Source organism: Paracoccus haeundaensis (assembly GCF_006239215.1).
Taxonomy (GTDB): domain Bacteria; phylum Pseudomonadota; class Alphaproteobacteria; order Rhodobacterales; family Rhodobacteraceae; genus Paracoccus; species Paracoccus marcusii.
In genome coordinates, this window is the sequence record NZ_VDDC01000016.1 from 1 (window position 1) to 14488 (window position 14488).

At 70.8% G+C, this 14488-nt stretch carries 14 protein-coding genes; 10 read left to right on the forward strand and 4 right to left on the reverse strand.

All coding sequences use genetic code 11. The features are described from left to right. From FHD67_RS10130 to FHD67_RS10145, 4 genes are all read right to left on the reverse strand, one after another. A partial coding sequence (locus FHD67_RS10130) for a DNA translocase FtsK 4TM domain-containing protein (protein ID WP_176695098.1) occupies positions 1-708 on the reverse strand: 708 nt, incomplete at its 3' end. A gap of 4 nt (positions 709-712) precedes the next feature. After that, on the reverse strand, positions 713-1912 hold the full coding sequence (locus FHD67_RS10135; protein WP_046000394.1) for an aminotransferase class I/II-fold pyridoxal phosphate-dependent enzyme: 1200 nt from the start codon (positions 1910-1912) through the stop codon (positions 713-715). An 85-nt stretch (positions 1913-1997) separates the two neighbouring features. After that, a complete protein-coding gene (locus FHD67_RS10140) occupies positions 1998-3326 on the reverse strand; it encodes an amidase (RefSeq protein ID WP_139598630.1) in 1329 nt (442 codons plus the stop codon). Further along, positions 3327-3503, reverse strand: a complete 177-nt coding sequence (locus FHD67_RS10145; RefSeq protein ID WP_042251299.1) for a DUF1674 domain-containing protein — start codon at positions 3501-3503, stop codon at positions 3327-3329. 93 nt (positions 3504-3596) lie between these two features. Here FHD67_RS10145 and FHD67_RS10150 point away from each other — a divergent pair, with 93 nt between their 5' ends. From FHD67_RS10150 to FHD67_RS10190, 10 genes are all read left to right on the forward strand, one after another. Further along, positions 3597-4847, forward strand: coding sequence for an RsmB/NOP family class I SAM-dependent RNA methyltransferase (locus tag FHD67_RS10150; protein WP_046000396.1), 1251 nt, complete (start codon positions 3597-3599; stop codon positions 4845-4847). A 60-nt stretch (positions 4848-4907) separates the two neighbouring features. Then, positions 4908-5084: a hypothetical protein gene (locus tag FHD67_RS20425; protein WP_157001474.1), complete on the forward strand. Its 177-nt coding sequence runs from the start codon at positions 4908-4910 to the stop codon at positions 5082-5084. A 61-nt stretch (positions 5085-5145) separates the two neighbouring features. Next, positions 5146-6732: a bifunctional phosphoribosylaminoimidazolecarboxamide formyltransferase/IMP cyclohydrolase gene (gene purH, locus FHD67_RS10155; protein WP_139598631.1), complete on the forward strand. Its 1587-nt coding sequence runs from the start codon at positions 5146-5148 to the stop codon at positions 6730-6732. Beyond that, positions 6732-7427 carry a signal peptidase II gene (lspA, locus tag FHD67_RS10160; protein ID WP_246071278.1) on the forward strand — a complete coding sequence of 232 codons (696 nt, stop codon included), beginning with the start codon at positions 6732-6734 and terminating at the stop codon, positions 7425-7427. Before purH ends, lspA begins: the two co-directional genes overlap by 1 nt. Before the next feature lie 30 nt (positions 7428-7457). Then, on the forward strand, positions 7458-7976 hold the full coding sequence (locus tag FHD67_RS10165) for a DUF3035 domain-containing protein (protein ID WP_139598632.1): 519 nt from the start codon (positions 7458-7460) through the stop codon (positions 7974-7976). Next, entirely contained in the window at positions 7973-9193 is a 1221-nt protein-coding gene (locus FHD67_RS10170) for a cytochrome P450 (protein ID WP_139598633.1), read from the forward strand. Before FHD67_RS10165 ends, FHD67_RS10170 begins: the two co-directional genes overlap by 4 nt. A 174-nt stretch (positions 9194-9367) precedes the next feature. Next, positions 9368-10801, forward strand: a complete 1434-nt coding sequence (locus FHD67_RS10175; RefSeq protein ID WP_139598634.1) for a M16 family metallopeptidase — start codon at positions 9368-9370, stop codon at positions 10799-10801. Beyond that, positions 10798-12114: a M16 family metallopeptidase gene (locus tag FHD67_RS10180; protein ID WP_045982471.1), complete on the forward strand. Its 1317-nt coding sequence runs from the start codon at positions 10798-10800 to the stop codon at positions 12112-12114. Before FHD67_RS10175 ends, FHD67_RS10180 begins: the two co-directional genes overlap by 4 nt. A gap of 112 nt (positions 12115-12226) precedes the next feature. After that, the gene (mutL, locus tag FHD67_RS10185; protein WP_139598635.1) at positions 12227-14068 is read left to right on the forward strand and encodes a DNA mismatch repair endonuclease MutL; all 1842 of its coding nucleotides are present in this window, start codon (positions 12227-12229) and stop codon (positions 14066-14068) included. 48 nt (positions 14069-14116) lie between these two features. After that, positions 14117-14488, forward strand: coding sequence for a DUF3775 domain-containing protein (locus tag FHD67_RS10190; RefSeq protein WP_139598636.1), 372 nt, complete (start codon positions 14117-14119; stop codon positions 14486-14488).

Below are 14488 nucleotides of genomic sequence, written 5' to 3' on the forward strand. Positions count from 1 at the left end.
TGCGGCCTTGCGGGGGGCGGCGCCCTCGGCGCGCGGTTGGCGCAGGCGCTGCGCCGCGCCGGCGGCGGCCGATCCCGCCAGAACCGTCCCCTGCAGCGCCGTCGCCAGCCCCTGCCGGAACCGCAGCCACAGGGCCGCGACCTCGGTCCGGTCGAAGCCCAGGACGAAAGCCGCCGCCGCGACCACGGCCACCGCGACCAGCAACGCCGCCAGGCGGATGCCCAGCTGCGCCTTCATCGGCAGCAGGTTCAGCATCGCGCCCATCACCATGTCGCCGAAATGGCCGCCCAGGCCGTAATTCTGCTGCCATTCGGGGCCGGGGATCAGCGTGCTGGCATAGATCGACACCAGGGCCACGGCGATCGGGGTGAAGATGCCGCGCATCAGGCGCTCCTCGCCCTTGTGCAGCATCATGCGCAGGCCCCAGACCCAGGCCGCGACGACCAGCATCCAGGCCCCCATGCCCGCGATCATGATCAGCGCCGAGGCGATCATCGCCCCGATCCCGCCTAGCATGTTCTGCGCCGGCGCGTCGGTGGCCGACCCGAAGCTGGGATCGTCGGGCGACCAGCTGCCCAGCATCATCGTGATCAGGATGCCCAGCACGATCAGCCCCGCGCCGATGGCCTCCTTGCCGCGTCGTTCCAGGGCGGCTTGGGTCGACTGGTCGAACAGCGGGTCGCGGTGTTTCGCCTGCCAGCTTGCCATGATCTCAGCCCCCCGTTTCGTCATATAGGACCGCCCGCAGGCGGGTCAGCGCGGCGCGCGTCTGGTCGGCATCGGCCACCAGCGCCACCCGGATGAAGCCCGCGCCGGGATTGATCCCGTCCACGTCGCGCGACAGATAGGCGCCGGGCAGCACCTGGATGCCCGCCTGCGCCCACAGCGTCCGCGCGGCCTGTTCACCGTCGGCCACCGGCAGCCACAGAAAGAACCCGCCCTCCGGCGGCAGATAACTAGGAATGTCGCCCAGGATCTCATCCGCGATGCGGTATTTCCGCTGGTACAGGGCCAGGCTGGCGGCCACGTGATCCTCGTCCGACCAGGCGGCGGCGCTGACGCGCTGCACCGGCAGCGGCAGGGGCGCGCCCGCATAGTTGCGCAACCGCCGCATCTGGGCGATCTGGGCGCGGCCGCCCGCGGCGAAGCCCGACCGCAGGCCGGGCAGGTTCGACCGCTTGGACAGCGAGTTGAACATCACCACCCGGTCGGGCAGGCCCATCGCAGTCGCGACCTGCAGGGCACCCGGCGGGGGCGCATCGCGCCAGATCTCGGAATAGCATTCGTCGGCCAGGATCAGGAAATCGTGCCTCTCGGCCAAGGTCACCAGCGTTTCCAGGTATTCGCGGTCGGCAACCGCCCCCTGCGGGTTGGCGGGCGAACACAGATAGGCCAGCGCCACCCGGTCCAGCAGCGCCCGGTCCAGCCCCGCGTAATCGGGCAGGTTGCCCGTGGCGGGCGTGGCCGGCACGAACAGCGCCTGCGCCTGCACCGCGGCGGCGGCGACCGCATAGACCTGATAGAACGGGTTCGGCACCAGCACGATCGGCTGCTGGCCGGCCTTGGTCTCGGGGCACAGGGCCAGGGCCGCGTTGAACAGTCCCTCGCGCGTGCCGTTCAGGACCATCAGCCGGTCGGGCGCGACCTCCAGGCCATAGCGGCGGTCCAGCCAGCCGCCGATCGCCGACAGCAGTTCGGGCGCGCCCTCGTTCGGGGGGTATTTCGCCAGTTCGGGCAGGCTGTCGGCCATCACCTGCGCCACGAAACCGGGCATCGGGTGGCGGGGCTCTCCGATGGTCAGGATCATGGGGGATTCGCCGGGGGCCAACCCCGGCTCGATATCCGACAACAGCGCCCGCAAACGCGGGAACGCGTAGTCCGGCAGGTTCGAGAACCGCTCGGGGAATGCCATCTCTGCCTCGCTTTTCGGGGTCTGCGCCCCGTTCCTTGGCGGAAACATTAGCGTGATCCGGGCCTTGCGTCCAGCAAAGACCCGGTCACGCCAGCGCGGCCTCGGCCCCCGCCGCCACGCGCAGCAGATGCCGGTCCTGACCGGCATGGCCCAGCAGGCTGATCCCGCAGGCCGGGTGCCCGGTGGGCAGGGTGATCGCGGGCAGGCCCAGCAGGTTGGCGATCCGGGTGTTGCGCAGGGTCAGCAGGTTGGCGCGCACGAATTCCGACCCGTCGGTCATCAGCCGTTGGGTCGCGGGCGGCAGGATCGGCACCGTCGGCAGCAACACGGCGTCGTATCCGCCGACGACCTCCTTGATCCACTTGCGGCGCACGCGGGCCAGGCTTTCCCATGCCGCGACATAGTCGGGCGCGCTGACCCCTGCCCCGCCGCGGAACCGCTCCAGGATGGGCTGCCACATCAGTTCCGGCGCATCCTCGATCTGGGCGCGCCAGATGCCATAGGCCTCGGGGGCGAACAGCTGCGGCGACAGGGCCATGGCCTTGTCCAGCCAGTCGGTCGAGACATGGGCGATCTGCGCCCCCGCCCGGCCCAGCCGGTCCATCGCGTCCTGGAACGCCGTCACCGGCCCGGATTCGGCGTCGTCGAAGGGCAGCCCCTCCAGCACCATCAGGCGCAGGCCCTGCACGCTGGCGCCGTCCAGGTCGGGGGCCCGCTGGTCGGCCATGATCGCAAAGATCTGGGCACAGTCCTCGACACTGCGGGCGATGGGGCCCGCGATGTCGAACCTGCGCGCCAAGGGCACCACGCCCTTTTCGGGCAGCGCGCCATGCGTGGGCTTGAACCCCACCAGCCCGTTCCAGGCCGCGGGCACGCGGACGGACCCGCCCGTATCGGTGCCAACCGCCGCCGCCGCCAGCCCCAGCGCCACCGACACCGCCGCACCGGAGGAAGAGCCCCCCGGCGCCAGGTCCGGGTCCAGCGCATTCGGCGGCGTCGCCGTGCGCGGGTTCAGCCCCAGCCCGGAAAACGCCAGTTCGGTCATGTGGGTCTTGCCCAGGCAGACCATGCCGCGACGGGCCGCACGCGCCAGGATGTTGGCGTCCTTGCGCGGCACGCGCCCCTCCAGCAGGCGCGATCCGGCCTCGGTCACGGTGCCGCCGCTGTCGATGTTGTCCTTCCAGCTGATGGCCACGCCGTCCAGCAGGCTGTGGCGGCGCTCCTGTTTCGCGCGGTCATGGGCGGCCACGGCCTCGGACCGGGCGCGGGCGGCGGTCAGGCGGGCATAGATGCGCGCGCAGTCGGGGTGATCCTTCGCGGCGGCCAGATAGGCCTCGGTCTGGTCGATGGGGTCCAGGACCCCCGCCATGATGGCGCGGCCCTGCTGGGTGGCCGATGCCCGCAACCAGTCCATTCAGAAATCCACCGCGATTCCGCCCTTTTCCCAGTCGCCATAGCGGACCGGCTCCGGCCCGTCGCGCCCGCCGTATTCGACCGGCAGGATCTGCCCGGCCTGCTGTTTCCTGCGGGCCTCGGCCTCGGCCAGGGCGCGCTGTGCTGCGGCGGGCAGGGCGGGGGTGTCATCGCTCATGGAAAGATCCTCCGAATGGGCGTAAGGGGTCGCGGAACAGTGTTGAACATCACTTAGGCAAAGGAAAGCGTTTTGGCAAAGCCGGGCGGCGATATGGCGCGCAAGGGCGCATTGCGATTGATCCAGGGCGTTCGCGACGGGCGGTCCCTGTCGGACCAGTCCGGCAGCCTGCGCGCGCTGCCGGTGGCCGAACAGGCCCGGGCGGCCCGGCTGGCGGCCGAGACGCTGCGCCATCAGGGTCGCGCGGACGTGGTGATCGACGCCTTCGTGAACCGCAGGCCCGCCCCCCAGATCGCCGACGTGCTGCGCCTGGCCGTGGTCGAGATGCTGGAGCTGGGCGCCCCTGCCCACGGCGTCGTGGGTGCGGCGGTCGACCTGACCCGCACGCTGGGCGCGCGCGGCCAGGCGGCGGCGGGCATGGTCAACGCGGTCCTGCGCAAGGCGGGGGCGTATCAGGGCTGGGCCGACCTGGCACCGCAACCTTTGCCCGAATGGCTGCGCGGCCCGCTGGTCGAGGCTTACGGCGACGCGGTGATGACCGCCATCGAGGCCGCCCATCAGCGCGGCGCGCCCCTGGACCTGACGATGAAGCCCGGCGCGGACCCGGTGCCGGGCGCCGATGCGCTGCCCACCGGGTCGTGGCGCCTGCAGGGTCCGGCGCAGGTGACCGCCCTGCCGGGGTTCGATGAGGGCCAGTGGTGGGTCCAGGATGCCGCCGCGGCCCTGCCCGCGCGCCTGCTGGCCCCGCAGCCCGGCGAACGCATCGCAGACCTGTGCGCGGCGCCCGGCGGCAAGACGCTGCAGCTGGCGGCGGCCGGTGCCCATGTCACCGCCGTGGACATCAGCGAACAGCGCCTGCGCCGCGTGACCGAGAACCTGGCCCGCTGCGGGCTGACCGCCGATCTGGTCGCGGCCGACGTGCTGGACTGGCGCCCGGACGTGGCACCCGACGCGATCCTGCTGGACGCGCCCTGCAGCGCCACGGGCACCATCCGCCGCCATCCCGACCTGCCCTTCATCCGCGACGGCCACGGCATCGCCGAGCTGATCGAGCTGCAGACGACCCTTCTGGATCACGCGCTGTCGGTGCTACGGCCCGGTGGGCGGCTGGTCTATGCCACCTGCTCGCTGATCCCCGACGAGGGCGAGGTCCAGATCGACGAGGTGCTGGTCCGCCATCCCGGCCTGATCGTGGAACGCCCGGACCTGTCGCGGATCGACCTGCCCGGCATCGACCCAGCCTGGATCACCGAGGAGGGCGGCCTGCGCCTGCGCCCGGATTACTGGGCCGACCGGGGCGGGATGGACGGGTTCTACATGGTCTGCCTGCGCAAGCCCGGCTGAACGGAACCGTCGGGCCGCCTTGCGCCTTCCTTCCGCGAATGCGGATGAAAGGATGAGCAGATGAGGCTGACCACTGTCGCGATGGGACTGAAACTGGCGCAGGCCGTCCTGCGCACGCGCGGCGCCAGCACGGCGGCCAAGGGTGCGGGCGGCCTTGCCTCGGGGATCGGCACGGCCGTGATGGTCGTGGCGGCGGTGCAGCTGGCGCAGCAGCTGTTCTCGTCCCGCAAGCGCTGAGGCGCTGGACCTTCGGCGGGGGTTTCGGTAACTGGGCGTCACCCAGAGACACGAGGCCCCCATGTCCGACCCCGTCGCCATCCGACGCGCGCTTCTCTCCGTTTCCGACAAGACCGGCCTGATCGATTTCGCCCGCGCCCTGGATGCGCGCGGCGTCCAGATCCTGTCCACCGGCGGCAGCGCCAAGACCCTGCGCGACGCGGGCCTGTCCGTGACCGACGTGGCAGACGTGACGGGTTTCCCGGAGATGATGGACGGCCGCGTCAAGACGCTGCACCCGGCGGTGCATGGTGGCCTGTTGGCGCTGCGCGACAACGCGGACCACGTGGCGGCGATGGAGGAGCATGGCATCGGCGCGATCGATCTGCTGGTCGTGAACCTCTATCCGTTCGAGGAGACCGTGGCCAAGGGCGCGGCCTATGACGACTGCATCGAGAACATCGACATCGGCGGCCCGGCGATGATCCGCGCCGCCGCCAAGAACCACGGCTTTGTCACCGTTGTCGTGGACGTTCAGGATTACGACGCCGTTCTGACCGAACTGGACGCCAACGGCGGGACCACCCTGCCCTTCCGGCAGCGGATGGCGCAGGCGGCTTATGCCCGCACCGCCGCCTATGACGCAGCCGTCAGCACCTGGATGGCGGATGCGATCGGAGAGGCGACGCCCCGCCGCCGCGCCTTCGCCGGCACGCTGGCGCAGGGCCTGCGCTATGGCGAGAACCCGCATCAGCAGGCGGCCTTCTATGTCACGGGCGATGCGCGCCCCGGCGTTGCCACCGCCAAACAGCATCAGGGCAAGGAGCTGTCCTACAACAACATCAACGACACCGATGCCGCCTTCGAGCTGGTGTCCGAGTTCGACCCGGCGGACGGCCCCGCCTGCGCGATCATCAAGCATGCCAATCCCTGCGGCGTGGCCCAGGGCGCGACCGCGCTGGAGGCCTATAAGCGGGCGTTTGATTGCGACCGCACCTCCGCTTTCGGCGGCATCATCGCGCTGAACCAGCCGCTGGACGGGGCCACCGCCGAGGAGATCGTCAAGATCTTCACCGAGGTCGTCATCGCCCCCGATGCCGACGCCGACGCGCGCCGCATCTTTGCCGCCAAGAAGAACCTGCGCCTGCTGACCACGGGCGGTCTGCCCGATCCGCGCGCGGGCGGGCTGACCTTCCGGCAGGTGTCGGGCGGCATGCTGATCCAGGGTCGCGACAACGGCCATGTGGCCCGCGCCGACCTGCGCATCGTGTCCGACCGCCAGCCGTCGGAACAGGAGCTGGCCGACCTGATGTTCGCCTGGACAGTCGCCAAGCACGTGAAATCCAACGCCATCGTCTATGCCAGGGACCTGGCCACCGTCGGCATCGGCGCGGGCCAGATGAGCCGCGTGGACAGCACCCGCATCGGGCGGCGCAAGTCCGAGGACATGGCCCAGGTCCTGGGCCTGTCGGAACCGCTGACCAACGGCGCGGCGGTGGCATCCGACGCGTTCTTCCCCTTTGCCGACGGCATCGAGGCCCTGGCCGAGGCCGGCGCCCGCGCGGTCATCCAGCCCGGCGGCTCGATGCGCGACGATGAGGTAATCGCGGCGGCCAACCGCCTTGGGCTGGCGATGGTCCTGACCGGCCAGCGTCACTTCCGCCACTGATGGCCGCGCCCGCGAAACCCGCCGCCCGCAAGGCGCGCCCGGCACCCCAGCCCGCGCGCAGCAACATGCGGCCGGTGATCTGGGTCGCGCTGGCGATCTTTCTGGCCGACCAGGCGCTGAAATACGTCGTCGTCCACATGCTGGACCTGGACCGCGTGCGGTCGATCGACGTGTTCCCCCCCTGGCTGAACCTGCGCATGGCCTGGAACCAGGGCGTGAACTTTGGCCTGATGGCCTCGGATACGGACATCATGCGCTGGGTGCTGATCGGGGTGGCGCTGGTCATCTGCACCTGGGTGTGGATCTGGGTCTGGCGCGCGGGCCTGGGGCGGTTCGCCCGCATCTCGGCCGGGCTGCTGATCGGCGGCGCGCTGGGCAACGTGGTGGACCGCGTTCTTTATGGTGCGGTGGCCGATTTCCTGAACGTGTCGCTGCCGGGCTGGCAGAACCCCTACAGCTTCAACGTGGCCGACATCTCGATCTTTGCGGGCGCGTTGGGGCTGGTGCTGATGCCGCAGCCCAAGACGACCGAAACCCCCGCCCCGGCAAAGCCCCGCACACAGCGCACGGCGGCCAAGCCGCCTGCGCGTCCGGCACCCAAGGTGCCTTCGCCGCCGCCCGCCGGTCCACGCCAGCCCGACCTGTTCGCGCCCGCCGACCAACAGGGTCGTGACGGCGACGGAAAACCGGGCTAGAACGGCGCAACGGACCAAAGGGGGCAGGACATGCGGACAAGCGCGCTGGTGATCGGATTTGCGGCCGCGATGGGGCTTTCCGCCTGTGGCGGCGGGACGCTGAACAATATCGGCGCGGGCCAGGTGGGGCCGGATGAATTCGCGATCCTGCCCACGCGGTCGCTGTCGATGCCGCCCGATCTGGCGGTGCTGCCCGCACCCACGCCGGGCGGCGCGAACATCACCGATCCGAACCCCCGCGGCGACGCGGTCGCAGCCCTGGGCGGCAACCCGGAACGGCTGGCGAACCAGGGCATCGGGGCCGCGGACCAGGCGCTGGTCGCGCAGGCCGCCCGCGCGGGCACCGACCCGCAGATCCGCGAACGCCTGGCACAATCGGACGCCGAATGGCGGGCCCGCAACGGCCGCCGCCCGCTGGAGCGCATCATGGGCACGCCGGTCTATCAGCGCGCCTATGCGCCGATGGCGCTGGACCCCGTCAGCGAACAGCGGCGCTGGCAGCGCGCCGGGGCCATCACCTCGACCGCGCCGGCGCCTGCGGCAGAGTGAGCACCGCCGTCTTCGACCCGACGGACCCCGGTTTCGGGGCCGATCCCTGGCCCGCCTATGCGGCGCTCAGGGCGCAGCCGGGCCTGCCCCTCTGGCCGGGCTTCGGTGGCCATCTGGCATCGCGCATGGCGGATGTGCGCGCCATCGCGCTGGACCGGCGCATGGTGCGCGCGCCCGCGGCCTTTGCCCCGCCCGAACAGGTGCGCGCGATGCAGGTCGCGGGCAACTTCCACGACATGCCGTTCCACGAACGCTTCGTGCAGACCTCGATGCTGGACACGGACGGGCCGGATCACGACCGGCTGCGCCGCGCGGTGTTTCCGTTCTTTACCCGGACCCGGCTGGAGGGGATGCGCGGCTTCGTCACGGCCTGGGTCGATGCCGCGCTGGATCGCCTGGTCCCGCAGGGGCGGATCGATTTCATCGCCGATCTGGCGGCGCACCTGCCGGGGCAGGTGATCGGCCACCTGATCGGCACGGACCCGGCGCTGGCCCCGCAGATGACCGAATGGTCCGATCACGTGGTCAGCTATTTCGACATCGACCGGACGCCCGCCAAGAAGGCCCGCGCCGAGGAGGCCACGCGCCTGTTCGCGGCGCTGCTGGAGGACCTGCACGCCGAACGCGCCGCCCGCCCGCGCGACGACCTGATGTCCGCGATGATCGAGGCAGAGCGGGCGGGCCTGATGACCCATGACGAACTGATCGCCACGATCATGCAGATCCTGCATGCGGGGCACGGATCGACCATCGACGTGCTGGGGTCGGGGATGGTGGCGCTGCTGGATCACCCGGACCAGGCGGCGCTGCTGCGCGCGCAGCCGAACCTGATGCCGCAGGCGGTGCAGGAAATGTTCCGCTTTGCCGCGCCGCTGCCGTTCTTTCACCGCTATGCGTCCGAGGATCTGACGATCTGCGGGCGGGACTGGCCCAAGGGCACGCTGTTCGGGCTGCTTTACGCGTCGGCCAACCGCGACCCCGAGGCCTTTGCCGATGCCGACCGCTTTGACGTCACCCGCCGTCCGAATGTGCACCTGGCCTTTGGCACAGGCGTGCATGTCTGTCTGGGCAACAATCTGGCGCGACTTAACATGGAGACGCTGTTCACGGCCCTGCTGGCCCGCGCGCCGGGGATGGCGGCGGATGGGCCGGTGCGGTGGAAGCAGGGGCTGCAGGCGCATGGGCCGCTGTCCCTGCCGGTGCGTCTGACCGCCTGACCGGCGCGCAGGTCGGAACAGGTCGCCCGGCCCGCCCCCATCGAGGGGGCCGTCCGGGCGCGCGGCTGGCGCCGCGACCCCTGCCGCCGGCGCTGCACATTCGCGCGAGCGTGGCTTGCGCGGCTTGCCCCTGAAGTCCAAGTTGCCCCTCAGCAAGAGGAGGTTGCTCCACCCATGCGTCTTTCCGCATCCCGTTCCGCCCTGGCCGTGGCCCTGGCGCTTGGCACGTCGCTGACCGGCCTGCCCGCCCTGGCGCAGGACGCCGCCGCCCCGATGCCCGACGGCGTCACCCATTTCACCCTTCCCAACGGCCTGGAGACGGTGGTCATCCAGGACGAGCGCGCGCCCGTCGTGGTGCAGATGGTCTGGTACAAGATCGGCGCGGCGGACGAGGTGCCGGGCAAGTCCGGCATCGCGCACTATCTGGAACACCTGATGTTCAAGGGCACCGACACGCTAGAGCCCGGAGAGCTGTCCAAGACCGTGACCGCGAACGGCGGCAGCGACAACGCCTTCACATCGTGGGATTTCACGGCCTATTTCCAGCGCATCGCCAGCGACCGCCTGCCCTTGGTAATGGGGATGGAGGCCGACCGCATGGCCAACCTGAACATCCGCGACGAGGACTGGCAGGCCGAACGCCAGGTCGTGCTGGAGGAGCGTGCGCAGCGCGTCGACAGCGACCCCGCCGCCCAGTTCGCCGAAGAGCTGAACGCGGTCGTCTATGACAACCACCCCTATGGCCGGCCGATCATCGGCTGGCGCGACGAGATCGAGGCGCTGACCCGCGACGACGCGGTCGCCTGGTACGACACGCATTATTCGCCGAACGAGGCCGTTCTGGTCATCGCCGGCGACGTCACCCCCGAGGAGGCGCGTGCCCTGGCCGAGGAGCATTACGGTGCCATCCCCGCCAAGGGCGAGGCCGAACCGCGCATCCGCCCGCAGGAGCCGCCCAAGCGGACCGCGCGGCGGCTGGAGATGTCGGACCCGCGCGTCGCGCAGCCCCGGATGATCCGCACCGTGCTGGCCGCGGAACGCGATCCGGGCGCGCAGGAGGATGCGGCGGCGCTGACCGTGCTGGCGGCGCTGCTGGGTGGGTCGTCGCAGACCTCGTATCTGGCGCAGCAGCTGACGCTGCCGGGGACGGCGCTGTGGGCGGGGGCCAGCTATGATGGGCTGTCGCTGGACCGGACCGAATTCATGCTGTCGCTGGTTCCGGCCGAGGGCACCCCGCCCGAGGAGGCCGAAGCGGCATTGGACGAGGCGCTGGCGCAGTTTCTGGCCGAGGGTCCGGACGAGGCCGACCTGGAGCGCGTCAAGACCCGCATCCGGGCCGAGGAGATCTATTCGCGCGATTCGGCGCATGGCCGGGCCTATGACTATGGCCAGGGGCTGTCGACCAGCCTGACCGTGCAGGACGTGAACGACTGGCCCGACATCCTGGACGCGGTCACCGCCGAGGACGTGATGGCCGCCGCCCGCGACGTGCTGCAGGCGCCCGCCGTGACCGGCTGGCTGCTGCCCGCTCCCGCAAAGGCGGAGGCCGCCGCGACCCAGGAACCGGCCCCGGGCACCCCCGACGAACAGACCGAGGTGCAAGGATGATCCGTGCCGCAATCGCCACCGTTCTTGCCCTGCTGGCCGTGCCGGCGCAGGCGATCGAGATCCAGGACGTCACCTCTCCGGGCGGGATCAAGGCCTGGTTGGTCCAGGACGACAGCATCCCCTTTGTGGCGCTGGACATCCAGTTCCGGGGCGGCGCCAGCATGGACGCCGAGGGCAAGCGCGGCGCGGTCAACATGATGACCGCGCTGCTGGAGGAGGGCGCCGGGTCGAACAGCGCCACGCAGTTCGCCCAGGCGGTCGAGGACCTAGGCGCGCGGCTGTCCTTTTCGGCCAGCGACGACACGGTGTCCGTGGGCTTCCAGTCCCTGACCGAGAACCGCGACGCCGCCGCCGACCTGCTGGCCCAGGCGCTGGCGCAGCCGCGGTTCGACGACGATGCGCTGACCCGCGTGCGCGGACAGGTGCAGGCGGTGATCCGGTCCGAGGCGACCGATCCGAACAGCATCGCCGCCAAGGAGATGGCGGCGCAGGCCTGGGGCGCGCATCCCTATGCGACCTCGATCAACGGAACGGCTGACAGCGTCGCGGCCCTGACCAGGCAGGACCTGGTGGCGGCCAAGAACCGTGTCCTGGCGCGCGACCGGGTGGTCGTGGGCGCGGCGGGCGACATCTCGGCCGAGGAGTTGGGGCTGCTGCTGGACCGCATCCTGGGCGGGTTGCCGGAACAGGCGACCGCCCCCCTGCCCGAGCAGGCCGAACTGCAGGTGACCGGCGGCACGACGGTGATCGACTGGGACAGCCCGCAGACCGTGGTGGCCTTTGCCGGGCCGGGCATCCCGATCGACGACCCCGATTATTTCGCGGCTTTCGTCGCCAACCACATCCTGGGCGGCGGGGGCTTCAGTTCCCGCCTGATGGAGGAGATCCGCGAGAAGCGCGGGCTGACCTATGGCGTGGGAACGGCGCTGGCCACGGGGCTGTACGGCCAGACCTGGCAGGGCGGCATGTCGGGATCGAACGCCACCACGGCCGAGGCGGTGGAGCTGATCCGCGCCGAATGGGCCCGCATGGCCGAGGGTGTGACGGACCAGGAACTGACCGATGCCAAGACATATCTGACCGGAGAATATCCCCTGCGGTTCGACGGGAACGGACGCATCGCATCGATCCTGGCGGGGATGCAGCTGATCGGATTCCCGATCGACTATATCGATACCCGCAATGCCAAGGTCGAGGCGGTGACCTCCGAGGACGTGTCCCGCGTGGCGCAGCGCCTGCTGGACCCCGAACGGCTGCGCTTCGTGCTGGTCGGCCGCCCCGAGGGGATCGAATCGGACCCTGTCACCAACTGAACCGACAACAGCGGTGGCGCCGCGCCCCAAGGGGCGCGGCGCGGTCGTTCCGGGGGGCTGATGTCCCGCGAATCTCTGGCAGCCGCGGGGCAGTCCTGCTAGATTTGGGGCGATGAACAGCCATGCCCCCAAGATACGCCCCAACGGCCGCCCCGTGATCCGCCAGCTGGATGAGGCCACCGCCAACCGCATCGCGGCGGGCGAGGTGGTCGAGCGCCCGGCCTCGGCGGTCAAGGAACTGATCGAGAATGCACTGGACGCCGGCGCCACCCGGATCGAGATCGCCATCCAGGACGGCGGCAAGCGGCTGATCCGCGTCACCGACGACGGCTGCGGCATGGTGCCGGACGACCTGCCGCTGGCCCTGTCGCGCCATGCCACCAGCAAGATCGACGGGACCGACCTGCTGGCCATCACCAGCTTCGGCTTTCGCGGCGAGGCGCTGCCCTCGCTTGGCGCGGTCGGGCGGCTGACCATCACCTCGCGCACGCGGGGGGGCGAGGGGGCGTCCATCGCGGTCACCGGGGGGCGGCTGGACCCGCTGCGCCCGGCGGCCGCCAATTGCGGCACCGTGGTCGAGCTGCGCGACCTGTTCTTTGCCACGCCCGCGCGGCTGAAGTTCCTGCGCACCGACCGGGCCGAGACGCAGGCGGTGGCCGACACGGTGCGCCGGCTGGCGATGGCCGAACCCTATGTGGGCTTTTCGCTGACCGCTGACGGGCGCGAGATCTTTCGCGCCGATGCGGAGCAGGGAGAGCTGTTCGGGGCGCTGACCACGCGGCTGACCCGGCTGATGGGGGCTGATTTCATCGACAACGCCCTGCCCATGGATGCCGAACGCGACGGGATCACCCTGACGGGCTATGCCGCCCTGCCGACTTATTCGCGTGGGGCGGCGGTGGCGCAGCATCTGTACGTGAACGGGCGGCCGGTGCGCGACAAGCTGCTGACCGGGGCGCTCAGGGCGGGCTACATGGACGTGCTGGCGGCGGGCCGGCATCCGGCGGCGGTGCTGTTTCTGGAATGCGATCCGCAGATGGTCGACGTGAACGTCCACCCGGCCAAGGCCGAGGTGCGGTTTCGCGACCCGCAATCGGCCCGCGGGCTTGTCGTGGGCAGCCTCCGCCACGCGATGGCGGGGGCCGGGCACCGCGCCTCCAGCACGGTGGGCCACGCGACGCTGCAGGCGGTGCAGGTCGAACCGCGACCCGAACCTCTGGCCGAAAACCGGTCAGACCCGCGGCCCGCATGGCAGGCCGACAGGCCGTCGGCGGCGGCCGTGCGGGCGGCGCTGGACCTGCAGATGCCGGGCTTTGCCGAGACGCCGTCGGCGCGGTTCGACCCGGTCGTGGCCGACGCGCCGATGGAGGACGCGCCCCTGGGGGCCGCGCGCGCGCAGATCCACGAGAACTATATCATCGCGCAGACGCCCGACGGGCTGGTGATCGTCGATCAGCATGCCGCCCATGAACGGCTGGTCTATGAGCGGCTGAAGGCGCAGGCGCAGGCCGCGGGCATCCCGGCCCAGGCCCTGCTGATCCCCGAGATCGTCGAGCTGTCCCCGGCCGATGCCGACCGCATCCTGTCCATCGCAGCCGATCTGGCCGCGCTTGGTTTGGTCGTCGAGCCGTTCGGCCCGGGCGCGGTCGCGCTGCGCGAGGTGCCCGCGATGCTGGCGCGGCTGGACGGGCGCGCGCTGATCCGCGACATCCTGGACGATCTGGCCGATCAGGGCGCGTCGGACCGGCTGCAGGCGCGCATCGATGCGGTGCTGTCGTCGATGGCCTGCCACGGGTCGGTCCGGTCCGGCCGCCGGATGGGCGCGGACGAGATGAACGCCCTGCTGCGCGAGATGGAGCGGACGCCGAAATCGGGCCAGTGCAATCACGGCCGCCCGACCTGGGTCAAGCTGCAGCTGTCGGACATCGAACGCCTGTTCGGTCGCAGGGATTGACGCAGGACGCGCACGGATCGATCCTGTGCCCAGACAGGAGGTGCCGCGATGCTGCAGATTGCCGTCGACAAGATCGCCCACGTGATCATCCGCGCCCGCGATTACGAAAGCGGCGTGAATCCCTGGGCCCATCAGGGCGGCGGACGCCAGCATGGCACCCGGTCCGAGTTGCACGATTTCATCGCGGGCCTGAACGAGGATGAGCAGGCCAGCCTGGTCGCCGTGATGTGGATCGGGCGCGACAGCTTTGAGCCGTCCGAACTGGAGGAGGCGATCCGCACCGCCCGGATCGAACGGACCATCCCGACCGAGGATTACCTGATGGGCGAACCCCGACTGGCCGATCTGCTGGAGGCGGGGCTGGAAGGGCTGGGCATCTCTCCCGGCGACATCGAGGACGACCTGCAGCGTCCGGTATGA